The sequence below is a fragment of the Aeromonas aquatica genome (genome assembly GCF_000764655.1).
GTDB lineage: Bacteria > Pseudomonadota > Gammaproteobacteria > Enterobacterales > Aeromonadaceae > Aeromonas > Aeromonas aquatica.
The window spans coordinates 58,774-84,448 of sequence record NZ_JRGL01000010.1 but is presented as its reverse complement, the minus strand read 5'-3'; the positions used below and the strand labels follow the sequence as shown (position 1 = coordinate 84,448).

Genomic DNA, 25,675 nt, shown 5'->3' with positions numbered 1-25,675 from the left:
TTGGCGGTGAGGGAGGGATGATTCGCCACTGCGTGGCTCACCCCTTCGGGGCGGCCTACGGCCGTTCATCGCAGCAAGCTGCTCTGCTCGAACCCGGGCGAGGGTTCTCACCCTCCCTCTATTGGCATCAGGGAATGTGGTGCTCCCGGATGCAAAAAACCGACCCTGAGGTCGGTTTTTCAATTTGGCGGTGAGGGAGGGATTCGAACCCTCGATACGTTGCCGTATACACACTTTCCAGGCGTGCTCCTTCAGCCACTCGGACACCTCACCAATTTGTTTTAGTCATCTGCCTGTGGCTTGCGGAGCACGCGTTGCGTGCTTTCTTACCGATTTCATCGGCTGGCAGCCACTTGGGCACATCACCAAATTTTTGTCTGTTGTTTAAGGTGTTCAGCCAACACCGGTTCGTTGCGCCACTGCGCCGGAACGGGGCGTAATTTAGGGGAAAGGTCCGCCTGCGTCAACGGCTTTTTGGCTGCCGCGTTCCATTCGCACATTTAACGCACAGATTAATGGACAGACTCCGGTGCAACCTGGATTTCCGGCAGGTTCAGGAAGCCCAGTCGCTCGCACTCGCTCACCACCTCGTGGGTCGCCGCCGTGGTGCTCTCGACGAACAGCAAGAACTGCTCCACGGTGAGCCCGGCCTTGGTGAAGACGGTGTGGCCCACGATGAGGCGCGGCAGGTTGTCGTCGATGATGTCAAGGAACACCTTGAGGGAGGGGTATTGCATGTTGAGGCGACCCAGCTCGGCCATCAGCGGCAGCAGCGATGAGGGACGCACCTCCAGCTCGGATGAAAACAGCAGCCCTTCTTCTTCGACAAAGATCCGGCTCTCCTGAATGCTGTCGACCGACTGCAGGGAGACCATGTGGATGCCATGACACTGGTCGCACACATAGTGCTCGATCCGGGCCTGCTGCAACCAACGCATTATCATTTCAGAGCTGGGGATATTCATCATTTTCACGACACGATAAGGATCAAGGGGCGCAGTCTAAACCAATTTGCCGGCAACCAAAAGTGCGCTGGCCGGATCAGCCCCTGTCTCGCTTCTTTTTGGCAAGCGCTGTGCATATACTCAGCCATTCTCGCTCCTCAGCCGCCGCCAGATAAGGTCCGATGACCATCCAAGAAAAATACCGCCTGCACCTGAAATCCCTCTCGGATGAGTTGCTGAGCCTGCAAAAACCCATCCGCATCCTGGATGCCATCAAGTGGCCACGCCACCTGCAAACCGAGTTTCTGGCCAAGGGCGGGCGCGAGCTGCCCGCCATCGACGCGAACTTCTACCAGTCCCTCCCCCTGGGGTTCGATCCGCGCAACAAATACCTGGAGCTCAAAGAGCTCAGAGACAGGATCAGGCGCCGGCTCGGTCCCCAGGACGATCTGGGCCGCATCCTGCAGGAGACGGTGGATCAGTACATGGTGGTGATCGAGATGCTGCGCCAGCGCGGGCAGCCGGATTTCCAGCGCTACAGCCAGCTGCTGTACGGCTCGGCCAGCGACCACCTGCGCGGGGATCGCAAGACCCTCAAGGAGCTGGGTGCCCGCCTGTGCGACATTTTCTCCCTGCCCGGCGCCCGCCATCTGGTGCGCCCCTACCCCAAGGAGTTTGAGGGGGAAGCCGCGGTGGCCAAGCTGCAGGGCAAGCTGTCGAACTATTTCAGCGACGGCACCGTGCAGGTCAAGCTCAGCGATGGCATCGTCTCGGATGCCGCCGCCGGCGGGGATTACATCAAGCTCAGCTCCCACGCCCGCTTCTCGGAGCTGGACTTGCAGGTGCTGGAGGTGCACGAGGGTTGGGTCCACGTGGGCACCACCCTCAATGGCCGCCAGCAATCCTACGCCACCTGGCTCGGGGCGGGCTCGCCACGCATCACCGCCTGTCAGGAGGGGCTGGCCGTGCTCATCGAGACGCTGACGTTCAGTTCCTTCCCGGACCGGGCCAAGCGCATCTCGGATCGGGTGATGGCCATCGACATGGCCGAGCGCGGCGCCGACTTCATCGAGGTGTTCCGCCACTTCGTCGAGAAGGGGGCCAGCGAGCACGATGCCTACAAGATCACCCAGCGGGTGTTTAGGGGCGGCATGGTCCAGGGAGGCGCCTGCTTCACCAAGGATCTCTCCTACGTGAGAGGCTATGTGGAGACGGTCAACTTCATCCGCAGCGCCGTGCTGGAGGGGGTGCCGGAGATCCTGCCCATGCTGTTCGTCGGCAAGGTGACCCTGGATGACATCCCTGTGCTCTATCAGCACTATCTGGAGGGGCTCATCGATGCCCCGCGCTACCTGCCCCCCATGTTTCGCGATCTCACCGGCCTCTACGTCTGGTTCGGCTTCGCCTCCGGCATGTCGCTCATCGACATCGGCCGGGTACAGCAGCATTTTCGCCAGCTGTTCCAGCGCCTGCCGGTGGCCGATCCCATCATAACGCCGGTGGATATCGAGATAGACTAGGCCCCGCTACACTCTCGCCATGCACCACAAGAAAGGGCGCCCTGTCGGCGCCCTTTGTGATCCTGTCAGCCGTTACTTGAAGGCCCGCCCTTCCAGATAGTGTTTGCGGCAGAGGGACACATAGCGATCGTTGCCCCCTATCTCCACCTGCTCGCCGTCACGCATTACCAACCCGGCTTCGTTCACCCGGGAGTTCATGTGCGCCTTGTTGCCGCACCAGCAGATGCTTTTGAGCTCCTCGAACTTGTCCGCCAGACAGAGCAGGTGGTAGGAGCCGGGGAACAGCTCGCCGCGAAAATCGGTCTTGAGGCCGTAGGCCATGACCGGGATCTTGAGCTCATCGACGATGCGGGCCAGCTGATAGACCTGCTCGCGGGTCAGGAACTGCGCCTCGTCGACGATGAACACATCGATCTTCTTCTCGCCGTGGCGCGCCTTGACCATCTCGAACAGATCGCAGCTGTCACTGAACACCTCCACCTTCAGCTCCAGACCCACTCTGGCGCGGATCACCCCGACCCCGAAGCGGTCGTCGATGACCGGCGTCATGGCCAGCGGATTCATGCCGCGCTCCAGATAGTTGAAATGCGCCTGGATGAGCTGGGTCGACTTGCCCGAGTTCATGGTGGCAAATTTGTAGTGCAGTGAAGCCATGATGCTGTTCCGAAACTGAATTTATGGGGCGCATGCTAACCAAAGCCCCTGCCAAAACCAAGGGGCCCGTGGGCCCCTTGTTTAATTTATACGACCTGGCTTATGCGACGGCCAGCGCGCGATGTTGCCGGGACTTGCGCAGATGGTAGCTGGAGAAGATCACAAACCAGAGCCCGCTGACCGTGAAGCCCGCCAGCACCGAGTGCATCAGCCCCATCACCAGATAGCCGAGCGCCGCCCCGAAGGCAATGGCGAGCGCATAAGGCAGCTGGGTCATCACGTGATCGATGTGGTGACAACCAGCCCCGGTGGCCGAGAGGATACTGGTGCTGGAGATGGGCGAGCTGTGATCACCGAACACAGATCCCGCCAGCACCGCGGCCAGCATCGGCAGCATCAGGCTGATGTCGCTGGCGGCTGCCATGTCACCGGCGAGCGGCAGCATGATGCCGAAAGTGCCCCAGCTGGTCCCCGTGGCAAAGGCCATGGCGCAGGAGAGAATGAACACCACCGCTGGCAGCACCTCGATGGGCAGGTTGCCGTTGGCCATGGAGGCAAGGTACTTGCCGGTCTCCACGTCGCGCACCACGGCGCCTATGGTCCAGGCGAACAGCAGTATGTTGATGGCGGGCAGCATGGCCATGATCCCTTGCGGGGCGGCCTTCATCCAGTTCTTGGCACCGAGCTTGAGGCGCATGGCGAGACCGATGGAGACCACCAGGCTGCACAGGGCGCCATAGACCAGGGAGGAGCCGACGTTGGTGTTCTCGAACGACCCGAGCACGCTGAACGGCAAGCCCTTGCCTTCCAGCACGGCGGCACCGGAATCTATCATGAAGTAGACGGTCGCCAGGGTCAGGGTCAGGATCGGCAGCACCATGTCGATCATGCCACCGTTGCTCTCCTCCGGCGATTCCATGTCCAGCCCGATGGGGCGGCCCTTGGACTCATCCCACAGCTTGCCTTCCAGCGCCCACTGCTCGTGTTGACGCATGGAGCCGATGTCGAGCTGGAACGCGATCACCACCAGCACCATGATCAGGGTGAAGACCGCATAGAGGTTCATCGGGATCATCTCGACGAAGGCGGAGATGGGGCTCTGATCGGTCAGGCCATGGGCCGCCATGATGCCGCCCACCAGGGCGATGATGTAAGCGCCCCAGGAGGAGATGGGCATCAGCACGCAGACCGGCGCCGCGGTGGAATCGAGCAGATAGGCCAGCTTGGCGCGGGAGATCTGGAAGCGATCGGTGACCGGACGGCAGATGGCGCCCACCGACAGGCTGTGGAAGAAGTCATCGATGAAGAAGGCAAACACCATCATGCCGGTGAGCGCCTTGGCGCCCTTGCGGGTCTTGGCGCGGCGCTCGGCCCACTCGGCGAAGGCGCGGGTGGCGCCGGAGACGCTCATCAGACTGATGAGGCCGCCCAGCAGCAACATGAACAGGATCATGTTGACGTTGTCACGGTTGAGCGCACCCTCGACCCAGACGATCTTGAGCACAGTGTTCAACATGTAATGCAGGGAGTCGAGCGGCGAAAACTGGTTCAGCAGCAGGCTGCCGGCGACGATACCTACCCCGAGCGACACCAGGACGCGACGGGTGATGATCGCCAAAGCGACGGCCAACAAGGGAGGAATGACTGACCAACCGGAGTCGGCGTAGTGAACGATGTCCATGATCTCTTTGCACCTAAAGACAACAGGTGGAGATCTACCGAGAGGATAAAGAAACAAAACCCATGGGGAGGTAATACTCCTCAGCCCCTTCAGGTAGCGCTCCATAGTGGATGACTATGGCAGTCCTGCACCTGTTCGATGCAGAACCAGCAACCCGGTATGATGGCCTGGTCACTTCGGCGCCGACTCCTTTCCCCGAACATCGCAGGCATCACCCTCCGCTCGGTTACTCATAGGCAGCGCGCCTCTACTTAAAGGTATTCGGCGCACATTTTATCGAGGCACGGTGTGATAGCAAGTTTTTTGATTAAATTTCAATACTTGTATGGCGGCTGAACGGGAAATGGTAGTCAATTGGTGCGATAAAATTGATCTAGCCGATATTTTCATCTGCCAGGAACTCATTCGGAAATGAATGTCATCAAATAGTCGACATATACCCCTACCTATTATTCGCCAAGCTTAATTTATCCATCGAATTAATTAATTCGCCGTGCTTGACTTGATGCCGAACCACCCTATAAATTATCGAAAAACCATCCTGTCTCTTTAATATTTTCTCGCGTGGTAGCCAATATGAACGAATTTTTGAAAGTACTGCTGAATATCCGCAGCCTGCGAGCTGTCTGCCGTGAGCTGACCCTGGAACAACTGGAAGAGGGTCTGGAAAAATTCACCGCTATCGTCACCGAACGCCAACAGGATGAATCCGCCGATCGTCAGGCGCGCGAAGAGCATCAGAAGAAAATTGCCGAATATGCCGAAATGCTGAAGGCTGCGGGTATTGATCCGTCCGAATTGGTGGGCACAGTTGCCGTCGACAGCCCCAAGGCCAGCAAAGGCAAACGCGCCCCCCGCCCCGCCAAATATCGTTATCTGGACGATGGCGTGGAAAAGACCTGGACCGGTCAGGGTCGCATGCCCTCCACCATTGCCAAGGCCGTGGCCGAAGGTAAATCCGTGGAAGAATTTGCCATCTAATTTCCCGATGTTGGCCAAATAAAAAACCTCGCACTGGCGAGGTTTTTTATTATCCGTGTGACGGTGCTCAGCCCCGATCGGCGGCCTTGACCCAGAGCACCTCGGGGGTGTTGGTGCACACCAGCAGGTATCTCGCCACCGTGAAGAACCAGTCACTCAGCCGGTTCAGATAGGGCAAGACAGCCGGGTTGACCTGCTCGACGCGGCTCAAGCCCAGCAGCAGACGCTCGCAGCGACGGGTCAGGGTGCGCACCACATGAGCCTGTGCCGCCGCCCGGGAGCCGCTCGGCAAGATGAAATTACGCAATACCGGCAACTGGGCGCTATAGGCATCAATCTGTTGTTCGAGTCGCAGTGTCCAGCTTTCATTGACCTGCCACAGGGCCGCATTTTGCGCCTCGCTGGAAAAGGCCAGTTCACCGCCCAAATCAAACAGCTCCTGCTGCAACAATATCAACTCGGCCAATAATCCCGTCTCCTGCACCGGTATTTCGGCCATCAGCAGACCTATCTGGGAATTTAACTCATCGATGGCACCGTAGGTCTCGACGCGCCTGTCATCCTTGGCAAGCTGACTGCCATCGGCCAGTCGGGTGAGTCCCTTGTCGCCCTGCCGGGTATATATTCTCATACTGACATCCTGTTAATAATGGGAATAATCATGGACTCGAGTCCGTTGAGTTTTATCTCGTACGCCAGTGCCAAGGTTTGGCCCAGCGCGCCAGCCGGAAAACCGCTGCGCGCCATCCATACCAGATAGGGCTCGGGAATATCGATGATGCGTCGCCCCCGATATTTACCGTAGGGCATCTTGCCCGCCAGGCTAAGCAATACCCGCTCATCCGATAGATTGTCCATCTTAATCGATATTCAGATATTTATGGGTCTGGATGGAGAGCCGCCAATTACGGGCGATACAGGTTACCATGGCCAGCTCGGTGGCCCTGGGCTTCTGGCTGATGGGTTGCAGCGCGATGACCACGTCTTTGCGTAATTCAGCCGTCGCCAGCAAGACGTCGAGCTCCTCGATGTGGTGCTCGGTCGCCACCGGATGCTTGATCTCGTTGGCCCGCTCGAGGGCCGAGCGCAGCACCGGCAAGCCCCCTTTCATCCCGATCTTCGGCGAGACGGTGACCCAGGTGCTGTCGTGGGTCTGGATCTCGCTGGTGCCGCTGGTCTCGATCTGGACCTGGAAACCCGCCGTCACCAGCGCCGTCGAGAGCTCGGTGAGATCGTAGAGGCAGGGCTCGCCACCGGTTAACACCACATGGCGAGCCCGGTAGCCCAGGGTCTCGAAGCTCCCCAGGATCTCGTCCGTGCTCATCTTGCTCCAGCCATCGGACTCGTTGGAACGATCGAGCACCTCCTTGCTGTCTACCTCACGGGCCGGATCCACCACCCAGGTGTGGCGGGTATCGCACCAGGGACAGCCCACCGGGCAGCCTTGCAGGCGAACGAAGATGGCGGGCAGGCCGGTGAAGACCCCCTCCCCCTGGATGGTCTGGAAGATCTCGTTGATTGGGTAGTGCATGCTGGTCACGACTTGTTGCAAAAGGCGCGGATTATACCCCAAACAGCGGCAAGACTCACAATCCGGTTTTCTTGTGCAGGCGCGCCATGACGCCAACCCTGTCGGCCAGATACTGGTTCAGGCCACGACTGCGCAACGCGCAGGCGGGGCAAGTGCCGCAACCATCGCCCTGAATGCCGTTATAGCAGGTGAGTGTCTGCTGTCGCACGGTGTCGAGCTGACCATAGTGATCCGCCAGTGCCCAGGTTTCGGCCTTGTCGAGCCACATCAGCGGGGTCTCGAAACGAATGCCGCGATCCAGGCCCAGGGAGACTGCCTGATTGAGCGCCTTGACGAACTCGTCGCGGCAATCGGGATAGCCGGAGAAATCGGTCTCGCACACCCCGGTGATCACCGCCTCGGCACCGACCTGATAGGCATAGATGGCGGCCAGAGTCAGGAACAAGATGTTGCGGCCCGGCACGAAGGTATTGGGCAGGCCGTTGTCCTGCAGCTCGCCGCTGACCGGGATCTCGTCACGGGTCAGGGCCGAGATGGCGAGCTCACCCAGCATGCTCACGTCCATCACCTTGTGGGCCTTGATGCCAAACTGACTGGCCAGGCGGCGAGCCGTGTCTATCTCCTCGCGATGGCGCTGACCGTAGTCGAAGGTGATGGCGTGCACTTCGTCATAGCGGGCCTGTGCCTGCACCAGACAGGTGGTGCTGTCCTGACCTCCACTGAATACCACGACGGCTTTTTTCACGTTGTTCACTCCTTCTCTCGGTTCTAAATAAGCGGTTCTAAATGCTCGACTCTAAATACGCGGTGTTAAGTACGGCGGCCCTGGGCAAAGTCATGCCACTGCCGGTTTAAATGGGTAAAGAGGCTCATCAGCGGGGCGAAGCGCTCGGGCCCTCCCTCCCACTGGGATAACAGATGGTAGCCCGCCTCCAGGGTCGACAGGGCCTCGGGAAACGGCTTCTTGCGAATGGAATATTGCCCCGGAATGGCGCCGAGTTTGATCCTCGGCAGCCGCAGCAAGGCCGGGTTGCTGTGCAACATGCGGTAGGCCTTGCGCCAGGTGCCATCGAGCAGGATGAAATGCACCTCTTTGGCTTGCCCGCAGCCCTCGCGTACCTGCGCCAGTGTCAGGGCCTGATCGTCTGGCCACAGCAGACAACATTGCACCCCGGGGTCGCCGAGCAGGGCATTGAGCCAGTCGGCCTCGGCGAAGCTCTCTCCCACATGAATGCGGGCCTGGCTGAGAGAGGCGGCCAGCAAGGCGGCCGTCCCCTTGGGGTGAGCCACCTCGGTCGGATGCTGCAGAATGTGGAGCGGGGCAAGATGGGTCACCTGCTGAATATAATCACACAGGCAGGCTTTGAGGGCTCGGGTGCAGCGTGTACAGTAACGGCTCTCTTTGTCGTTGGGCCGTTTCATGTTGTCAGAAAAATCGGGGTTGCTCTGGGTCATCACGCTTTCGCTCGTCACTGCCTTGCTCTTCTTCACAGTACCAAATCACCTGCTCTCCTTCGATCGTACCCTGATAGCCCAGGGCGAAGGGTGGCGCATCATAACAGGCAATCTGGCCCATACCAATTTATGGCACCTGCTGCTCAACCTGAGCGGGCTGGCGGTGCTCTACAGCCTGTTTCGTGAATATCTCACCGGCTGGCACTTGCCCGCTCTGCTGCTACTGCTGAGCACGGCCGTCGGCCTCGGCATCTGGTGGTGGTGCCCGCAGACCCAGTGGTACATGGGGTTGTCCGGCGCCTTGCATGGCCTGTTCGTGTGGGGCGCGGTGCAGGATATTCGCCATCGCCGCCATTCCGGCTGGCTGATGCTGCTGGGCATTGTCATCAAGCTGGGGCTGGATTTTTACAGCGCGGGAGAGAGTCCGGTGGCCGCGCTTATCGGCGCCAGGGTACACATCGAATCACACCTCATCGGCTCGGTGGCCGGCCTGTTGCTCGGCCTCTTGCCCCTCAGCCTGGGGACTCAACCTCTCAAGTCTTGAAGCCGATGAGGGCGTGAAATGCAACAGGCCGGATCCAGGATCCGGCCTGTTGCATGTGGGCGCTATACGCTAGCCATTCAGCTCGGTGTTGATGCTGGTCAGCATGGCGGCCGGATCGACGGCCTGGGTGATGGGACGACCGATCACCAGATAGTCTGCCCCCGCCTCCACCGCCGCCCGCGGTGTCATGACCCGGCGCTGATCCCCTGCCGCCGCGCCGGTCGGACGAATGCCCGGCGTCACCAGCTTGAAGTCAGTCCCAAGCAAGGCTTTGAGCTCACGGGCCTCCTCGGCGGAGCAGACCACCCCATCCAACCCCGCTTCCTTGGTCAGCTTGGCCAGCCGGATCACCTGTTCGGCCGGGCCGACGCTGAGACCCAGCGGCGCCATGTCGGATTGCTCCATGCTGGTCAGCACCGTCACGGCGATCAGCAGGGGGGCCTTGTCACCATAGGGGACGAGCGCCTCCCTGGCGGCCCGCATCATGCGCTCGCCGCCGCTGGCGTGTACGTTGACCATCCAGACCCCGAGCTCGGCACTGGCCGCCACGGCCTTGGCAACGGTGTTGGGGATGTCGTGAAACTTCAGATCCAGGAAGACATCGAAGCCCTTGGCCACCAGCTGGCGCACGAATTGGGGGCCAAACAGGGTAAACATCTCCTTGCCCACCTTGAGGCGGCATTGGGCCGGGGAGATCTGCTCTATGAAGGCGAAGGCATCGGCCTCGTGCTGATAATCGAGCGCAACCAGTACTTTGGGATCTTGCATGTCACTTCCTATGGGTTGGTATTTCAGGGCCCGCCCCGGGCTTCGCCTGCTGGCACCCGGTCGAGCCCCGCGAGATTCAAGCGTCACGGCTCATGAGCGGCTATTCGCCGTCGAGGCCACGAATGGGTTTGATGGTGCCCCATTGACGGCAGGAGGGGCACTGCCAGAACAGCGAATGGGTGGCGAAGCCACACTGACGGCACTTGTGGGTCGATTTTATCTTGATCTGCTCGCCAACCAGCTGCTGCAGCAGCTCCAGGCTCTCCTTGGCGGGACCCTCTTCGGCGCTGGCCAGCTGGAAGCCGACCAGCTGATAGAACCCCTTCATGGACGGGTGGCGGCGCAGCTGGCGCAGCACCAGCGCACGGGCCTGGTTCAGGCCGTCACGCGCCTCCACCAGATTGGCCAGGGCCAAGGTCACGCTGACACCGGCATGATCCTCCACCGCCTTCTCCAGCAGCGGGATCAGCTCCTGGCTGCGCCCCATCTGTTGATAGCAGACCAATAATTTCGGCATGGCTTCGGAGGCAAAATCCATGTCCTGCTCGAACACCCGCAACAGATCCTTGCTGGCCTCCTCGAACTTGCCCTCCTCCATGGTGAGTTCGGCCAGACGCAGGCTGGCGCGAGCGCAGGCAGGATTGACGCTGAGCGCCCGTTTCAGGCGGGTACGCCCAGTGGCCAAGTCCCCGTCACGCAGGGCACTCTCAGCCTGCTCGCAATAGAAGTGGGAGATGGGATCGGCCAGCTTCTTGCCCTGGAACTTCTGCAGACGCACGGCGACCTCGATGGCCTTGTCCCAGTCACGCAGCTGTTGATGGATGACGAGCAGTTGCGCCAGCGCCGTCTCCTCGTAATCACCGTCCTCGCACAGCTCGTTCCAGATGGCCTCGGCCCTGTCCAGCAACCCGGCCGCAAGAAAATCGCGGGCCAGCTCCTGCAGCGCAAGTTGACGTTGCTCCCGGGTCAGCTGGCGGGTAACGAGGTTCTGGTGGATCTTGATGGCGCGATCGACCTCGCCACGCTGACGAAACAGATTGCCGAGGGAGAGGTGCGTTTCGATGGTGTCGCTGTCGACTTCCAGCAGCTGGATGAAGAGATCCACCGCCTTGTCCGACTCGTCAGACAGCAAATAGTTGAGGCCCGCCACATACTGGCGGGAAAACTGGTTACTCTGTTGCTGGGTGTCCTGGCGAACACTCCTGCGTCCCATGTACCAACCATAACCAGCGGCAATTGGCAACAGCAGGAAAAGCAGTTCAAGCATCGAGGGACATTATTCCTTGGTAGCCGACCGGGCCAGCTCCAACTCGCGGGATTGACGACGCATGGTGCGACTGAGAGTGCGATTTTGCAGCTTGAGGCGCAGGAAGAGCAGACCGAATACCAGCCATCCCAGCAAGAATCCGCCGGCGAAGAAGAATCCCAGCAGCATGGAGAGCGAGAACTCACCTTGTGCTATCAGATAATTGAACTGCACCTGCTGGCCGTTTTGTGAACCTATGGCGAGGGTCAGCACAAACACCAGCACCAATGGGATGAGGGCCAAGATACGCTTCATAAGAGCTCCCTGTCTGTAGCTAATGAGAGACCGATTATCCTTAAAATCATCGGCAGACTCTAGAGCGAATGGGAAAAGACTTTGATAAACCCGACAATTGGCGTAACCAATGTCGCAAAAATAAAAAAGGCATACCCAGGTATGCCATTTTCTGCATTATTCGATGATGTTCACGCGCTCGCGTAACTCTTTACCCGGCTTGAAGTGAGGGACATATTTCCCGGTCAGTTCAACCTTGTCCCCGGTCTTGGGGTTGCGACCCACTCGGGGGGCACGATAGTGCAGTGAAAAACTTCCAAATCCTCGGATTTCAATCCTGTCGCCGTTTTGCAAGGTCGACGCCATCTGCTCAAGGATCTCCTTGATGGCGGCTTCGACATCTTTGGCCGGCATATGCATGCGGTTGGCAGCCAATTTTTCGATGAGATCTGATTTGGTCATAAGGTTAAATCTCCTTCCCCGATCACATGCAATATTCATTTTGCCAAGATAAAAAAGGGCGGCGTAAAGCCGCCCTTTTCTTGCATCAAGGATTACTCACCCTTGGCGGCTTTGAACGCTTCCATCATAGCATTGCTGAACACAACTTCTTCTTGTTGGTTCAGGCTATCGATAGCAACACGCTCGTCAGCTTCGTCCTTAGCACGGACAGACAGGCTTACGGTGCGGTTCTTACGATCAACGCCCATGAATTTAGCTTCAACTTCGTCACCAACAGACAGCACCAGAGTGGCGTCTTCTACACGGTCACGAGCAGCGTCGGAGGCACGCAGGTAGCCTTCTACGCCATCAGCCAGTTCGATCACGGCACCCTTGGCATCAACCTCGGTAACCTTACCCTTCACGATAGCACCTTTCTTGTTATCAGACAGGTACTTATTGAACGGGTCTTCTTCGATCTGCTTGACACCCAGGGAGATGCGCTCGCGCTCCGGGTCCACTTGCAGAACAACGGCTTCGATCTCGTCGCCCTTCTTGAATTCACGCACGGCTTCTTCGCCCTGGTTGTTCCAGGAGATGTCAGACAGGTGAACCAGGCCGTCGATGCCGCCATCCAGACCGATGAAGATACCGAAGTCAGTGATGGACTTGATCTTGCCGGAAACACGGTCGCCCTTGGCGTGAGTTTCGGCAAACAGCTGCCACGGGTTGGATTTGCACTGCTTCAGACCCAGGGAGATACGACGACGCTCTTCGTCGATGTCCAGAACCATCACGTCAACCACGTCGCCAACGTTAACAACCTTGGACGGGTGGATGTTCTTGTTGGTCCAATCCATCTCGGATACGTGTACTAGGCCTTCCACGCCTTCTTCGATTTCAACGAAGCAGCCGTAGTCGGTCAGGTTGGTCACGCGGCCAGACAGACGGGTGGTCTCCGGGTAACGCTTGGCGATAGCAACCCAGGGATCTTCGCCCAGCTGCTTCAGACCCAGGGATACACGGGTACGCTCGCGGTCGAACTTCAGAACCTTGACAGCGATCTCGTCGCCAACGTTGACGATTTCGGAAGGATGCTTAACGCGCTTCCACGCCATGTCGGTGATGTGCAGCAGGCCGTCAACACCACCCAGATCTACGAATGCACCGTAGTCGGTCAGGTTCTTGACGATACCCTTAACTTCTTGACCTTCTTGCAGGTTGGCCAGCAGGCTTTCGCGCTCGGAGGTGTTCTCGGTTTCGATCACGGCACGACGGGAAACCACAACGTTGTTGCGCTTCTGGTCCAGCTTGATGACTTTGAACTCGAGTTCTTTGTTTTCCAGGTGAGCGGTGTCACGGATCGGACGCACGTCAACCAGAGAACCCGGCAGGAAGGCACGGATGCCGTTCAGCTCAACGGTGAAACCACCCTTGACCTTGCCGTTGATGATACCGATAACGGTAGCTTGCTCTTCGTATGCCTTCTCAAGCTGCAGCCAGGCTTCGTGGCGCTTGGCTTTTTCGCGGGACAGCTTGGTTTCGCCGAAACCATCTTCGATAGAGTCCAGAGCCACGTCAACGGTGTCGCCTACATTGATTTCCAGCTCGCCCAGGGCGTTCTTGAACTCTTCAGCAGGGATGGCAGACTCGGATTTCAGACCGGCGTCAACCAGTACAAAACCGTTCTCGATAGCAACGACGGTACCCTTGACGATGGAACCTTGACGGGTTTCAACGGCGTTCAGGGACTCTTCAAAGAGTTGAGCAAAAGATTCGATCATTGTTTGTGTCACAAATGAAACATCCACTCGCAATCCGGCACAAGCGGGGTTGTTTTAAATTATCTGCGCCATCCATGGTGCAGACGACTGACATCAACTTGCGCTGATATCACCAAGTTGTTGCTCTGCATAGGCCAGTACCGTCACCAGCACTTCGTCTATGGTCATCGACGTTGAGTCTACGACGAGCGCGTCTTCTGCGGGTTTCAGGGGGGCAACGGCGCGATTTCTGTCGCGATCATCACGTTCCCGAATCTCGGTTAAAAGACGCTCAAAGTTAACATCAAAGCCCTTATCTTGCAACTGCTTATAGCGGCGCTGCGCCCGCTCTTCCGCGCTGGCGTCGAGGAAAATCTTCACCTCGGCCTCGGGAAAAACCACGGTACCCATGTCGCGGCCATCGGCGATGAGACCCGGTTGCTGACGAAAAGCGCGCTGACGACGCAGCAGGGCTTCGCGCACCCGGGGGAAGACCGCAATCTTGCTGGCGGCGTCGCTCACTTCCTGAGAGCGGATGGTACGGGAGACATCCTCCCCTTCCAGCACCACCTTCACCTGGTCACCCTCGACCTGGAATTGCACATCCAGATTCGCGGCCAGGGGCACCAGCGCCGCCTCGGCGTCAAGCTCGACATCGTGGTGCAGGGCGGCCAGCGCCAACACCCGGTAGATGGCGCCGGAGTCGAGCAGGTGCCAGCCCAGTTTCTCCGCCAACAACTGGCACAGAGTGCCTTTGCCGGCACCGCTCGGGCCATCGATTGTCATCATGGGGGCCATCTGGGGCATAATTTTTCTCCTGCGCACGCTGCATGTTGACGGGTTGCACACATCCCTGCCGGGATGGGGTAATGGGCGCCGATTATACCCGAATGCACGGAGTCTGGCAGTTGTCAGACCACAGATTTGCGCGGAAGTCGTCGTGATTGCGCCTATTATGACCAATCCGGCCAAGCAGTCCTCACGGCAAGGTTTTGTTCTTATGGTTGTTATGGATGAGGCGCGCTAAACTAGCCGCCTTTTTTAAGCAGTTGTAGTCAGGAGCAACCCTATGAGCAGCATTAGCCTGGTGGCTAAATCCAAGTTGCCGACCCCTTGGGGCACCTTCACGCTAGTTGGCTTTCAGGAAATCGGTACAGGCAAGGATCACGCCGCACTGGTGATGGGTGATATCGCCGACGGCGAGCCCGTGCTTGGACGCATTCACTCCGAGTGTCTGACCGGAGACGCCCTGTTCAGCCTGCGCTGCGACTGTGGCTTCCAATTGCAGGCCGCCATGCAGAACATCGCCAAGGCTGGCCGTGGCGTCTTGCTGTATGTCCGTCAAGAGGGCCGTGGCATCGGCCTGCTCAACAAGATCCGGGCCTATCATCTGCAGGATCAGGGCGCCGACACCGTCGAGGCCAACGTGGCGCTCGGATTTGCCGCCGACATGCGCGATTACACCATCTGCGCCGACATGCTCAAGGCGCTGGAGGTCAAGAGTCTCAAGCTGATGACCAACAACCCGCGCAAGCTGAAGGCGATGGAGAGCTTCGGCATCCCGGTGGCCGAGCGCGTTCCCCTGCAGGAGGGACGCAACCCCCACAATGAGTTCTACCTCTCCACCAAGGCGAACAAGCTGGATCACCTGCTCAAGAAGTAGTGCTTAATTCTCTTGCGCCCCTTGAGAAACGCCTCCCAACGGGAGGCGTTTCTATTGGATAAAACGGCATTCAACAAGATCCCATGCTGTCTATCTTGCTTGTGACAGCAGGAAATCTCTCAGCGCCCGGTTGGCCATGGAGAGGGGATCCCCACGCCGCCAGGCCACGCAGAGATCGAGGAAGATCGGCGGCGCGAAGGGCACGCCGATCAGGGCTGTCTCCTCGTCCAGCGCCATGCGCAGGAAGGTGGTCACCGCAAAACCCTGCCTCACCACCGCCTTGAGCAGCGGGATCAGGTTGCTCTCGAACGCGATGTTCGGCTCACAGCCCAGCCCCTGCGCCAGCACCTCCATGTGTTCGCGATGATAGAAGCCACGTCTGAACATGGCGAGCTCCTGGCCGAAGAATTGCGGCAGCGAGACGCTGGTGGCCTGGCGCAGCGGATGCTCCTCCCCCACCACCATCAGCATCTCTTCGCGCAGCAGCTGAGCGCCCTCCAGCGCCGGCGGCAGATCGCTGGTGATGAGGATCGCCAGATCCAGGCTGCCGTCCACCATGCGGCTGAGCAGCTCCCGGGAGCCCGCCTCCTCCACCCGGATCTTGAGGCCGGGATAACGGTGCTTGAACGCCATCAGGATCGGGGGGAAATAATAGGAACCCATCATATAAGGGATGCCGATGCGCACCTCCCCCCGCTCCAGCCCCTTGAGCTCCGCCATCTCCGCCTCGGCCTGATGCATCTGCAATAGCAGCCGTTCGGCGTGGCGGCAGAGCACCTCCCCCTCCGGGGTGAGCCGCACATTGCGATCCTGCCTGTCGAACAGACGCAGATCGAGTTGGCTCTCCAGCTTGGCGATGGCCATGCTGACGGCCGGCTGCGCCACGTGCAGCGCGCTGGCGGCCCGGGTGAAGGAACCCGCATCGCGCACCGCCAGCAAATAGGTCAACTGCTTCAGGTCCATATCAATTTCATTTATGAGGTGGATAACATAAATATATTATATTTATATTCAGCACCGCACTATTCTGCCAAAAAGTCATCGGGACAACCGCATATGATCGAAATCGGCAGCCGCGAATGGATACGCGCCACCTTGGCCCTCAGCCTGGGTTCCTTCCTGGTGTTTCTCAATCTCTATCAGACCCACCCCCTGCTGCCCCTGCTGGCGCAGGTGTTCTCCGTCAGCTCCCTGTCGGCCGGCTGGACCCTGGCGGGTTGCACCGCCGGCCTCGCGGCCTCGTTGCTGCTCTGCGCCCGGCTGGCGGATCGTTTCGGCCGCCGCCGGATCATGCTGTGGAGCCTGGCCGGCGCCATCCTGCTCTCCCTGTGCATCCCGCTGATCAGCCAGTTCGATCAGCTGGTGATGCTGCGCATCCTGCAAGGCGTGCTGCTGGCTGGGCTGCCTGCCACCGCCATCGCCTACATGGGAGAGGAGTTCAGCAAACGCGCCCTGCTCTCGGCGGTGGGCGTCTACATCGCCGCCAACTCCCTCGGCGGGATCGCGGGCCGGGTAGTGGGCGGCCTGCTGGCTGGCTGGTTTGGAGATTGGCAGCATACCTTCTTCGGGATCGGGCTGATAAGCCTCGCGCTGCTGCCGCTGGTCATCTGGCTGCTGCCGCCCCAGACCCGCTTCGTGGCCGTGGTGGCCGAACCCGGCCAGTTGCGCCGCGCCATCGCCAGTCACCTCGGCAATCCGCTGCTGGTGGGCGCCTATCTCATCGGCGGCCTCAACTTCATGGTGTTCCTGAATCAATACAGCTACCTCACCTTCCTGCTGGCGGAAGCCCCCTTCTCCCTGCCGACCCAGTGGCTCGGTATGCTGTTTCTGACCTATCTCACCGGCACCGTCGCTTCCTCCTTGAGCGGTCGCTGCGCCAATCGCTGGGGGGCCCAGCGGCTGCTGCTGGCCGGTATCGTGCTGATGGCCATTGGCAGCCTGGCGCTGCTACAAGGCTCCCTCACCGCCATCCTCATCGGTCTGCTCATCTCGAGCTTCGGTTTCTTCCTCGCTCACGCCTGTGCCAGCGCCTGGGTCGGCCAACACGTGGAGCACAACAGGGCGTTGGCCTCGTCGCTCTATCTGGTGGGGTACTATCTGGGGGCCAGTCTGGGGGGGCTGTATTTGCACCCCTTCTGGGAGCGCGGGGGGCTTGGGGGATTGGTGCTCGGCATCGAGCTGGTATTGTGCGTCACCGCCGCCTTGAGTCTCTGGCTCGGTCAGCTGAAGGGACGCGCGGCGCGTCCCCTCTCCTGCCATTCCGCGCCCTAGCACATCCGAGGCCCTGCTCATCGAAGCAAGGGCCTGGCATCACGAATTTATATGCCGTCGTAATAGTCCGGCGGCACCGGCACCACGGCGCCGGTACCCAGCTCCTCGTCGATCACCTCGCTTAAGGGACGCAAGTGGAATTTCACCTGACCCGAGGGCAGCATCAATCCCAGGTCCGGGTTGCGACCATCATCAATATTGCCTGTCTTGAACGGCAGAGCCGGGTGCGCGGCCAGTAGCGCGTGCAGTGAGGGCACCACCAGCTCGATGTGTTCCAGCCCCGCCTGATGGCTGCGACCCGGTTTGGGGGCGGCCAGCTCGATGCAGGGCACGCTCACCTCGTTGACGCAGACCGGCTGATGCAATCGATAGGTGGCGATGGGTCGCCCGCCAATCATGCCCTCCACCAGCAAGACCCCGTGGCGCGCGAGCTGCTCTTTCAATTCGAGGTACTCGGGCAGGCTGGCGGCGCGGTAGCAGAGGTGATCCACCTGCGGGGCGCCTTGCTCCCCCATGAGGGCGTGCATTTCAGTGAGCAGTTGGCAAACAAATGGGGCCATGGGCCCCAGTGTGGTATCCAGTGGATGAGACATGATCACCATTTCTTCTTGGGTTGGAACAGGACATCCAGCTCGTCCGCCTCTTTGTCCTTGAGGTGTTGCAGCTCTTTCTCGCTGTGCTGCTGCAGGTGCTCTTCCAGCTGACGCATCCCCTGACGCATGTCTTCTTCCCGCGCCAGCAGGTAGGCGTCCTTGTCGGAGACGCTGGCCAAGGCACCCAGCCCCTTGGTAAAGAGCTGACGACAGGTACCGTATTGCCCCTGGATCTGGGCATCCATGGCCCGCTTGACCAGGTTGGCGATGTTGATCTTGAGCTGCATCAGCTCGAGGCGCCGATCCTCCTGGGCAAAGCCATGGGGATCTATCTTGCCCTTGTTGTGCTCGACCCGCAGCACGGCCCGCATCTTCTTGGCCAGCTGCAACATCTGGATCGCCTGCCGATCGGACTCCGGGGTCTTGAAGTGCCCCTCGTCCTGGCTGCTGTAGTTCTCCTGCACGTTCTTGATCTGGGTCTGGACGTCGGCGATACGCTGCTTGATCTGATTGCCGGGCATCACTTGTGCTATGGCACGATAGGCATCCAGGATCCTGTGCTGCAACAGCAGCACCATGTTCTTGGAGAAGGGCACCAGGTTGACGTTCAGCAGCACCTCTTCGGTCTCGTCCGCCACGGCCTTGTGGCGCGCGATGGCCTGGCGCTTGTCGGCTTCGGCCTTCTGTTTGTATTGCTGCACCACGTTATAGGCGATGACCAGAAACAGGAGTGCGCCAATCGACAGCAATATCAAGGTCAAAATCATAGGGTGTACAAACTCCTGTCCCAATCCAATTGCGTGATCCTACAACAGCTTACCCGCATAAGGTAGCGCGGGGTTCTGCCCTGTCTCACAGAATGCAAGCCGGCTCCGCCGCGGGTCGCGACAGGCACGTCGCCACCACTCATATCGCCCTCGCCCCTCATTACTTGAGGCAAAAACCCTTGGAATGCAGGAATCCCAGCATGAAGGGGCGCGCCTCCTTGCCGAGGATGGCCTTGATCTGGCCGCTCCAGGTCTGCTGCTTGTTGTTGCCGCTGCGGGCCAGGTAGTAGTCGTGGATCTGCTCATCATATTGGGCAAGCAGAGCGCGATCCAGGGTCTCTGGATAGCGGTTCTCGTGCACCACCAGCCCCCTCGGCAGACGCGGTTTCTGCTCCGGCTGCTGGGCGGGATGACCGAGGCAGAGGCCAAACAGCGGGATCACCAGATGGGGCAACCCGACCGCCTCGCTCACCGCCGCCACATTGTTGCGAATGCCGCCGATGTAGACGCCGCCCAGCCCCAGGGACTGGGCCGCCAGCAAGGCATTCTGGGCCATCAGGGCGCCGTCGATGGCGCCGATCAGGAGCTGCTCCGCATAGCCGGTCTGAGCATCGGGCACTATCTGGCTGTGGCGCTGGTAGTCGGCGCAAAACAGCAGGAACTCTGCCGCCTCCGCCACATAGGCCTGGTGCCCGGCGAGCTCGGCCAGGGTGGCGCGCAGCCCCTTGTCCGTCACCCGGATGATGCTGTTGGCCTGCAGGAAGCTGGAGCTGGAGGCGCACTGGGCGGCGCTCAAGATCTGATCGAGCTGCCTGGTCGTGATGGGCTCGGGGGTGAACTGACGAATGGAGCGATGGGAAAGGATGAGATCGATGGTCGGGTTCATGAGGCCTCCAGGAAGAAGGCCACACTGTACCCAAAAAAAGCGAGGGGCCCAAGGCCCCTCTTTCCCCTTAAGGGACAGGATACACATACGGCGCCTGCAACCCGAGGGGGAAGCCCAGCGCCCAGTACAGCAGCAGGAAGCAGGTCCAGCTCACCAGGAAGGCCAGGGAGTAAGGCAGCATCATGGAAACCAGGGTGCCAATCCCGGTGCTCTTCACATACTGCTGGCAATAGACCACCACCAGCGGGAAGAACACCATCAGCGGGGTGATGATGTTGGAGGAGGAATCTCCCACCCGGTAGGCCGCCTGGGTCAGTTCGGGGGAGATCCCCACCGCCATCAGCATGGGCACCAGAATGGGGCTGATCAGCGCCCACTTGGCGGAGGCCGAGCCCACCACCAGGTTGACGGTGGCGGTGAGCAGGATCATGCCGACTATGGTCACCTCCCCCGGCAGCGCCAGGGCATGGAGCACCTCGGCGCCGGACAGCGCCAACAGGGTGCCGAGGTTGGAGTCACCGAAGGCCTTGATGAAGAGCGCGCAGAAGAAGGCCATCACCATGTAGGAACCCATCTTGTTCATGGTGGCCGACATGGCGTCGATCACGTCCTTGCCGCTCTTGAAGTTGCCCGCCACGAAGCCATAGACGATGCCGGGCAGGATGAACAGCAGGAAGATGAGCGGGACGATGGACTTCATCACGGGGGCGGCGAAGGTGGTGAGCGAGCCATCCGCGGCCCGCATCGGCGAGTCGTCCGGTGTCAGGGCCAGCCCCAACAGGACGATGGCCGCCAGCATGGCGAAGCCGGCCCAGTTGAAGGCCCGACTCTCCCGTGCACTGTAGCGCCCCATCTCGTCGGCACTCGCCAGATCCGTGTTGAGCGGCACATGCTGGAGGCGCGGCTCCACCACCTTCTCGGTGACAAACCAGCCCACGCAGATGATCAGCAGGGAGGAGGCGCCGGTGAAAAAGATGTTGCACAGGGTGTTGACCAGATAATCGGGGTCGAGCAACTGGGCCGCCGACTGGGTGAAGCCTTGCAGCAGAGCGTCCCCGCCGGAGGGCAGGAAGTTCGCGGCAAAGCCACCGGAGACCCCGGCGAAGGCGGCGGCTATCCCCGCCAGCGGGTGGCGTCCGGCGGCGTGGAAGATGATGCCGCCGATGGGGATGACCAGCACATAACCCGCGTCCGCCGCGGTGTGGCTGACGATGGCCACCAGGATCAGCATGGGGGTCAGGAAACGGGCCGGGGTGACCTTCAGCAGCTTCTTCAGGCCGGTATTGATGAAGCCGGACTGCTCGGCGACGCCGACCCCCAGCATGGCCACCAGCACTATGCCGAGCGGCGCGAAGCTGGTGAAGGTGGTGACCATGCTGGCGAGGAACTCGGCCAGCCCGGTCCCGGTCAGCAGGTTGTTGACCACCACGACCTCCCCGCTGCGGGGATTGACCAGATCGAAGGAGAACCGGGAGAGGACCCAGGAGCCGACCCAGACGATCAGCAGGGCGTAGAGGAACAACATGGCAGGATCGGGCAGCTTGTTGCCCGCTTTCTCGACCCCGTTCAGGAAGCGATTCAACCAACCCTTTGACGGGTTGGCAGAACGCTCGTTGGTAGTAGCCTGACTCATTTGGTGATACTCCATGACCAAGGAATGAGCGCGCATACTAGCGATAACGTCTAATGAATCCCATAACGTGAGACAAAAATTAGATTAATTATGTTTAATTTGGCATGTCGCGCTTCAAAAACGCGACATACCGCACATTATCTGCGGCAGCGTCAGCCGCTCGTCAGCGGAAAATGCCCCACCTTGCAGCGGATCCCGAAGCCCGTCTCCGCCACCTCGGCCGGTGTCATGGGGGTGCTGAACAGGAAACCCTGGAAGACGTGACAGCCCTGGGCGCGCAGGGCCGCCAGCTCGTGCTCTTCCTCCACCCCTTCCGCCAGGATCCCGAGCCCGAGGCTGGTGGCCATGGCGACCGTGGCCCGGATCACCGGCAGGTTCAGGCCGACCACGAAGGAGCGATCCAGCTTGATGGTGTCGATGGGCAGCCGGTTGAGATAGGCCAGGGAGGAGTAGCCAGTGCCAAAGTCGTCGATGGCTATCTTGATCCCCTGCTCGCTCAGGGCGTCGAGGATTTCGATACAGCCCTTCATGTCCAGCATCAGCACGGTTTCCGTCAGCTCCAGGGTCAGCAGGCTGGCCTCGACGCCAAACGCCTTGAGCTGCTGCGCCACCAACGCGGGCAGGCTGGCGGATAGCTGGAAGCCGGACAGGTTGACCGACATCGGCACCCGCACCTGCCACTGGCGCTGCCAGGCCCCCATCTGGCACAAGGCGGTGGAGAGCACCCAGTTGCCGACCTCGCGAATGAGCCCCATCTCCTCGGCCAGCGGAATAAACTCCGCCGGCGAGACGTGCCCCAGCACAGGGTTGTACCAACGCAGCAGGGCCTCGAAGCCGATGAGCTTGCCCTGGGCCACGTCAACCTGGGGTTGATAACGCAGGCTCAGCTCGCCCCGGCCTATGGCCTTGGCCAGAAACTGTTTCAGGGTGAGCTTGCGGTGCAGGGTCTGCTGCATGCTGGGGGTGAAGCGCTGCCAGCGCAGGCGGCCCATCTGCTTCGCCTGGTACATGGCCATGTCGGCGCGGGTGATGAGGTTGTCGCCGTCGTCCGCATCGTCCGGGTAGATGGCGATGCCGATGCTGCCGCCGATAGTGACCTCGGGCACGCCGCTCAGCTGCAGCGGCTTGGTCATCTGGGAGAGCATGAGATCCGCCACCTCCTGCGCCCTGTCGCTGGAGTTGCTAAGCGGCACCAGGGCGGTGAACTCGTCCCCGCCGAGGCGCGCCAGCTCCACGTCCCGCGGACAGATCTGCTTGAGCCGCCCAGCCACCCGCTCCAGCAGGCGATCCCCCGCCTTGTGGCCGTAGTTGTCGTTGACCAGCTTGAAGTTGTCGAGATCCATGAACACCAGGGCGAAGCGCCCCCCCAGGCCGCAATAGGCCTCGAGGGATTTCATCAGTCCGTAGCGGTTGAGCAGGCCGGTGAGGGAGTCGTGCCAGGCCAGGTGACGGTGCTCAAGCTCCTCGAGCTTGCGATCCGTGATGTCACGCATGGTGAGCAGGATCCGGGCCCCTTGCTGGATGTGGCGAAACTGGTATTGAAACCAGCGCATCCCCTTGAGGGTGCGGCACTCCCCCTCGGCCACCACCTCGTCAAGGCGAGACAGGCGCCGATAAAAGACCTCGTCACAACCGGAGAAAATCTGGGTCAGCTGGGTGGTGCCCGCCCCGAAACACATGTCGAAATGGTGGTTGCCGCTTTCGAGGCGCCCCTCGTTGTCGAACAAGCAAGCCAGGGTGTCGCCGGTGGCGAGGGAGGATTCCTGATAGAGGGTGTCGGCATCGATCACCGCCTCCGTCATCATCATCAGCCGTCCGGCTATCTCGACCCCGGAGAGCCGCAGATAGACCTGCTTTTTTACCCCCTTCGGGGAGAGGGTCCACCACTCGTTGTAGCTGCGACCCTGCTGAAAGTCGCCGAGATAGCGTTGCAGCAATAGATCGATGGCGGCGGCCATGTCGGCCGAGAAGTCGCGGGATTGCAGCTCGGCCAGGGAGCTCGACTCCCACAACCCCAGTGCGGGGCCATTGGCCCAATAGATGTGATGACGCTGGATGTCATAGACCCAGATGGGCGTATGGAGGACATCCATCCCATGGAGCAGGCGTTCGTCTAGCGTATTCATGTAAGGTGATGATTCATGCTGAGAGCTCATAGCAAACACCAGCCACGGCAGGCTCCTGAACGCTCCCCCGTGCTGGTACAAAATCCGATCCGGCCCATAATCTGGAAACATGCACGCGAGAAGGGGCAGACATCATATGAAAACGCTACATGTGATCCCCATGGTCAGAAGAAATGGACTCACACTGATATTGTTGGGCATGGTCATAACCATTGCTATGATTTTTATACTTTTTTTTCTCCATGAACAACTATTAATCCCTGCCATATCCGCCCTGCTGGTCGGCTTGCTGACAGTTCTTGTCGGGGTGCTGAAGTTGGGTGAGCCTCATTTTAGCCTCTCTCTGTGTCAGGATTGCCTGCAATATCACCACAAGTACGGTGGCTGGCTCCTGAAATGGAGAAATATTCAACGTATTGACCAACCGCGTATTCATTTGGGCTGGGATCTGGTGGCCCTGCCCTACATCGGGTTGAAGATAAAAGATTACGACGATTTTTTGACGCTGATCACACCCAGACTGGCCGTGCGTCTGCTGACCGAGCAGCGGGCCGTGCTGCTGCAGGCGATGCGCAGTGAAGGCTCCGATTGCCCCGCCGGTGGCTGCGGTGCCGGGCTGCTGGGAGAGGGTCTGCTGGAGGAGAGCCGCTTTCGCTCCCCCTCGGGTCAGCGCTACGAGGGGGTGATCGCCATGCTGGGCAACCGCATGGTCAGGCTGCGGGATCTGCTGGGGTATGATCTGCTGGTGCCGGACAACAGCCTGGACCGCCCCCCTGCCGATTTCGTCCATTTGCTGAACCAATACCGGCGCGAGTCGAATCTAATCCAGATCAATTAAACGCCGGATTGCGCTTGCCAAGCCCGGCGACTCTTCATAAGGTCTCCGGCTTGTTACAAACACCCCCTAAGCCGCTTATGAAGTACATCGAAGAGTTCTATCTGTTCGTCAAGGTGGTGCAAGAGGGCGGTTTCTCCCACGCCGCCGCCGCGCTGGGCATGCCGACCGGCACCATCAGTCGACGAATTTCCCAACTGGAAGAGCAGCTCGGCTGCAGCCTGCTACACAGATCCACCCGCAAGCTCCGCCTCACCGATGAAGGGCTGCGCTATTACGAACGCCTGTGCACTCCGCTCGCCGAGATAGAGCAGGCCACCGGCGAGATCCAGGGCCAGGAGCACGACATCAGCGGCCTGATCCGCCTCGCCGCCCCCATCGCCCTCTCCAATACCATCCTGGTCGACATGCTGGCGGACTTCGGTCTGCGCTATCCCCAGGTGCAATTTGACATCAGCCAGACCAATGATCACGCCCCCCTCTGTGATCAGGACAGGGATCTGGTGTTCTTCAACGGTGAGCTGCCCCAGTCTCTGCCCAACGCCCTCTGTCTTGGCCACATCCAGTACGGCCTGTTTGCCTCCCCCCTCTATCTGGAGAAGATGGGCACCCCCTCACACCCGGCCCAGCTGGAAGAGCACGATCTCATCCATTGCTGGCCCCACCAGCACTGGCAGTTGACCGGGCGGGACGATCAGGGCGAGCAGGTGGTGCAGATCAAGCGAGTCCCTCGCCTCAACGTCAATCAGACCCAGGCTGCCGTGCGAGCCGCCAGGCGCCACCTCGGCATCGTCAACGCCCCGCTGCACTATGTGCACCCCTTCTTGCAAGATGAGCAACTGGTCGCCGTCCTGCCGGACTGGCAATCGGGCCGTCGCCCCTTCTACATGCTGCTCTGCCAACCCCAATTCACCCCGCTGCGTGTTAAGATGTTCGCCGAATTCGTTGAAAAATATTCCGCACGCTACCGCAGCCATCAACGGGACGATCAATTTTTACCGGCGATGCCCCTGCCCATTGCATCTGACGATTGATGGCGCACACTTAGCGCAATGCTCGTTGCACAGGCCGCTAACACT

General features: G+C 60.1%; 26 protein-coding genes, 1 tRNA gene, 1 other RNA gene, 1 pseudogene and 1 riboswitch. Of the genes and pseudogenes, 7 read left to right on the top strand and 22 right to left on the bottom strand.

Translation table 11 applies throughout. The features are described 5' to 3' along the window. Position 1 precedes the first annotated feature (1 nt). From LG30_RS21275 to LG30_RS0102695, 3 genes are all read right to left on the bottom strand, one after another. Positions 2–131, bottom strand: a non-coding RNA gene (locus LG30_RS21275) — RtT sRNA. 54 nt (positions 132–185) lie between these two features. Further along, positions 186–273, bottom strand: a tRNA-Ser gene (locus LG30_RS0102700). A 239-nt stretch (positions 274–512) separates the two neighbouring features. After that, on the bottom strand, positions 513–968 hold the full coding sequence (locus tag LG30_RS0102695) for a type III secretion system chaperone family protein (RefSeq protein WP_081965959.1): 456 nt from the start codon (positions 966–968) through the stop codon (positions 513–515). 158 nt (positions 969–1,126) lie between these two features. Between LG30_RS0102695 and LG30_RS0102690 the strand changes: the two genes are divergently transcribed. Continuing rightward, complete coding sequence (locus LG30_RS0102690) at positions 1,127–2,464, top strand: flavohemoglobin expression-modulating QEGLA motif protein (protein WP_033129172.1); 1,338 nt, start codon at positions 1,127–1,129, stop codon at positions 2,462–2,464. A gap of 72 nt (positions 2,465–2,536) precedes the next feature. Here LG30_RS0102690 and LG30_RS0102685 read toward each other — a convergent pair whose 3' ends face one another. Both LG30_RS0102685 and LG30_RS0102680 read right to left on the bottom strand, forming a co-directional pair. Next, positions 2,537–3,118, bottom strand: a complete 582-nt coding sequence (locus LG30_RS0102685) for a thymidine kinase (protein ID WP_033129171.1) — start codon at positions 3,116–3,118, stop codon at positions 2,537–2,539. A gap of 100 nt (positions 3,119–3,218) precedes the next feature. Beyond that, positions 3,219–4,799: a Na+/H+ antiporter NhaC family protein gene (locus tag LG30_RS0102680; protein ID WP_033129170.1), complete on the bottom strand. Its 1,581-nt coding sequence runs from the start codon at positions 4,797–4,799 to the stop codon at positions 3,219–3,221. Positions 4,800–4,885: 86 nt separating this feature from the next. Continuing rightward, positions 4,886–5,057, bottom strand: a riboswitch (Lysine riboswitch). A gap of 318 nt (positions 5,058–5,375) precedes the next feature. Between LG30_RS0102680 and LG30_RS0102675 the strand changes: the two genes are divergently transcribed. Continuing rightward, positions 5,376–5,780, top strand: a complete 405-nt coding sequence (locus LG30_RS0102675; RefSeq protein WP_033129169.1) for an H-NS family histone-like protein — start codon at positions 5,376–5,378, stop codon at positions 5,778–5,780. A gap of 67 nt (positions 5,781–5,847) precedes the next feature. Here LG30_RS0102675 and LG30_RS0102670 read toward each other — a convergent pair whose 3' ends face one another. The 5 genes from LG30_RS0102670 to LG30_RS0102650 all read right to left on the bottom strand — a co-directional run bounded on the left by LG30_RS0102670 (position 5,848) and on the right by LG30_RS0102650 (position 8,766). Continuing rightward, positions 5,848–6,411 (bottom strand): cob(I)yrinic acid a,c-diamide adenosyltransferase, encoded by a 564-nt coding sequence (locus LG30_RS0102670; protein WP_033129168.1) that lies wholly within the window; start codon positions 6,409–6,411, stop codon positions 5,848–5,850. Beyond that, positions 6,408–6,638 carry a DUF3820 family protein gene (locus tag LG30_RS0102665; protein WP_033129167.1) on the bottom strand — a complete coding sequence of 77 codons (231 nt, stop codon included), beginning with the start codon at positions 6,636–6,638 and terminating at the stop codon, positions 6,408–6,410. Before LG30_RS0102665 ends, LG30_RS0102670 begins: the two co-directional genes overlap by 4 nt. Before the next feature lies 1 nt (position 6,639). Then, positions 6,640–7,311: a 7-carboxy-7-deazaguanine synthase QueE gene (gene queE, locus LG30_RS0102660; protein ID WP_033129166.1), complete on the bottom strand. Its 672-nt coding sequence runs from the start codon at positions 7,309–7,311 to the stop codon at positions 6,640–6,642. A gap of 55 nt (positions 7,312–7,366) precedes the next feature. Next, positions 7,367–8,056 (bottom strand): 7-cyano-7-deazaguanine synthase QueC, encoded by a 690-nt coding sequence (gene queC, locus LG30_RS0102655; RefSeq protein ID WP_033129165.1) that lies wholly within the window; start codon positions 8,054–8,056, stop codon positions 7,367–7,369. Between the two features lie 65 nt (positions 8,057–8,121). Then, on the bottom strand, positions 8,122–8,766 hold the full coding sequence (locus LG30_RS0102650) for a tRNA-uridine aminocarboxypropyltransferase (RefSeq protein WP_193354245.1): 645 nt from the start codon (positions 8,764–8,766) through the stop codon (positions 8,122–8,124). Between LG30_RS0102650 and rrtA the strand changes: the two genes are divergently transcribed. Beyond that, entirely contained in the window at positions 8,732–9,310 is a 579-nt protein-coding gene (gene rrtA, locus LG30_RS0102645) for a rhombosortase (protein ID WP_081965957.1), read from the top strand. The genes LG30_RS0102650 and rrtA overlap by 35 nt on opposite strands. A gap of 69 nt (positions 9,311–9,379) precedes the next feature. Here rrtA and pyrF read toward each other — a convergent pair whose 3' ends face one another. The 6 genes from pyrF to cmk form a co-directional block, all read right to left on the bottom strand. Next, positions 9,380–10,078, bottom strand: a complete 699-nt coding sequence (pyrF, locus tag LG30_RS0102640; RefSeq protein ID WP_033129163.1) for an orotidine-5'-phosphate decarboxylase — start codon at positions 10,076–10,078, stop codon at positions 9,380–9,382. A 100-nt stretch (positions 10,079–10,178) separates the two neighbouring features. Further along, positions 10,179–11,345 carry a lipopolysaccharide assembly protein LapB gene (gene lapB, locus LG30_RS0102635; RefSeq protein ID WP_033129162.1) on the bottom strand — a complete coding sequence of 389 codons (1,167 nt, stop codon included), beginning with the start codon at positions 11,343–11,345 and terminating at the stop codon, positions 10,179–10,181. 9 nt (positions 11,346–11,354) lie between these two features. Further along, positions 11,355–11,639 carry a LapA family protein gene (locus tag LG30_RS0102630; protein ID WP_033129161.1) on the bottom strand — a complete coding sequence of 95 codons (285 nt, stop codon included), beginning with the start codon at positions 11,637–11,639 and terminating at the stop codon, positions 11,355–11,357. Between the two features lie 156 nt (positions 11,640–11,795). Further along, a complete protein-coding gene (ihfB, locus tag LG30_RS0102625) occupies positions 11,796–12,080 on the bottom strand; it encodes an integration host factor subunit beta (protein WP_033129160.1) in 285 nt (94 codons plus the stop codon). Between the two features lie 92 nt (positions 12,081–12,172). After that, positions 12,173–13,843 carry a 30S ribosomal protein S1 gene (gene rpsA / locus LG30_RS0102620; RefSeq protein ID WP_005327816.1) on the bottom strand — a complete coding sequence of 557 codons (1,671 nt, stop codon included), beginning with the start codon at positions 13,841–13,843 and terminating at the stop codon, positions 12,173–12,175. Positions 13,844–13,936: 93 nt separating this feature from the next. Next, positions 13,937–14,629, bottom strand: coding sequence for a (d)CMP kinase (gene cmk, locus LG30_RS0102615; RefSeq protein WP_033129159.1), 693 nt, complete (start codon positions 14,627–14,629; stop codon positions 13,937–13,939). Positions 14,630–14,891: 262 nt separating this feature from the next. Between cmk and ribA the strand changes: the two genes are divergently transcribed. Further along, positions 14,892–15,485, top strand: coding sequence for a GTP cyclohydrolase II (gene ribA, locus LG30_RS0102610; RefSeq protein ID WP_033129158.1), 594 nt, complete (start codon positions 14,892–14,894; stop codon positions 15,483–15,485). A gap of 90 nt (positions 15,486–15,575) precedes the next feature. Here ribA and LG30_RS0102605 read toward each other — a convergent pair whose 3' ends face one another. Beyond that, positions 15,576–16,448: a LysR family transcriptional regulator gene (locus LG30_RS0102605; RefSeq protein WP_033129157.1), complete on the bottom strand. Its 873-nt coding sequence runs from the start codon at positions 16,446–16,448 to the stop codon at positions 15,576–15,578. A gap of 93 nt (positions 16,449–16,541) precedes the next feature. Between LG30_RS0102605 and LG30_RS0102600 the strand changes: the two genes are divergently transcribed. Then, positions 16,542–17,756: an MFS transporter gene (locus LG30_RS0102600; RefSeq protein WP_033129156.1), complete on the top strand. Its 1,215-nt coding sequence runs from the start codon at positions 16,542–16,544 to the stop codon at positions 17,754–17,756. A gap of 47 nt (positions 17,757–17,803) precedes the next feature. On the opposite strand, the gene LG30_RS0102595 is transcribed toward LG30_RS0102600, so the two are convergent. From LG30_RS0102595 to LG30_RS0102575, 5 genes are all read right to left on the bottom strand, one after another. Continuing rightward, the gene (locus LG30_RS0102595) at positions 17,804–18,358 is read right to left on the bottom strand and encodes a VOC family protein (RefSeq protein ID WP_033129155.1); all 555 of its coding nucleotides are present in this window, start codon (positions 18,356–18,358) and stop codon (positions 17,804–17,806) included. Continuing rightward, positions 18,352–19,116: a hypothetical protein gene (locus LG30_RS0102590; protein ID WP_033129154.1), complete on the bottom strand. Its 765-nt coding sequence runs from the start codon at positions 19,114–19,116 to the stop codon at positions 18,352–18,354. Before LG30_RS0102590 ends, LG30_RS0102595 begins: the two co-directional genes overlap by 7 nt. A 160-nt stretch (positions 19,117–19,276) precedes the next feature. Further along, complete coding sequence (nfsA, locus tag LG30_RS0102585) at positions 19,277–20,002, bottom strand: oxygen-insensitive NADPH nitroreductase (protein ID WP_033129153.1); 726 nt, start codon at positions 20,000–20,002, stop codon at positions 19,277–19,279. A 67-nt stretch (positions 20,003–20,069) separates the two neighbouring features. Next, positions 20,070–21,635, bottom strand: coding sequence for an AbgT family transporter (locus LG30_RS0102580; RefSeq protein ID WP_033129152.1), 1,566 nt, complete (start codon positions 21,633–21,635; stop codon positions 20,070–20,072). Positions 21,636–21,787: 152 nt separating this feature from the next. Continuing rightward, the gene (locus tag LG30_RS0102575) at positions 21,788–23,728 is read right to left on the bottom strand and encodes a putative bifunctional diguanylate cyclase/phosphodiesterase (protein WP_033129151.1); all 1,941 of its coding nucleotides are present in this window, start codon (positions 23,726–23,728) and stop codon (positions 21,788–21,790) included. A 169-nt stretch (positions 23,729–23,897) separates the two neighbouring features. On the opposite strand from LG30_RS0102575, the gene LG30_RS0102570 reads away from it, so the two are divergent. Together LG30_RS0102570 and LG30_RS0102565 are read left to right on the top strand one after the other, a co-directional pair. Next, positions 23,898–24,599 (top strand): DUF2982 domain-containing protein, encoded by a 702-nt coding sequence (locus LG30_RS0102570; protein WP_033129150.1) that lies wholly within the window; start codon positions 23,898–23,900, stop codon positions 24,597–24,599. 77 nt (positions 24,600–24,676) lie between these two features. Further along, positions 24,677–25,623, top strand: a pseudogene (locus LG30_RS0102565) (LysR family transcriptional regulator). The last annotated feature ends 52 nt before the right edge of the window (positions 25,624–25,675 follow it).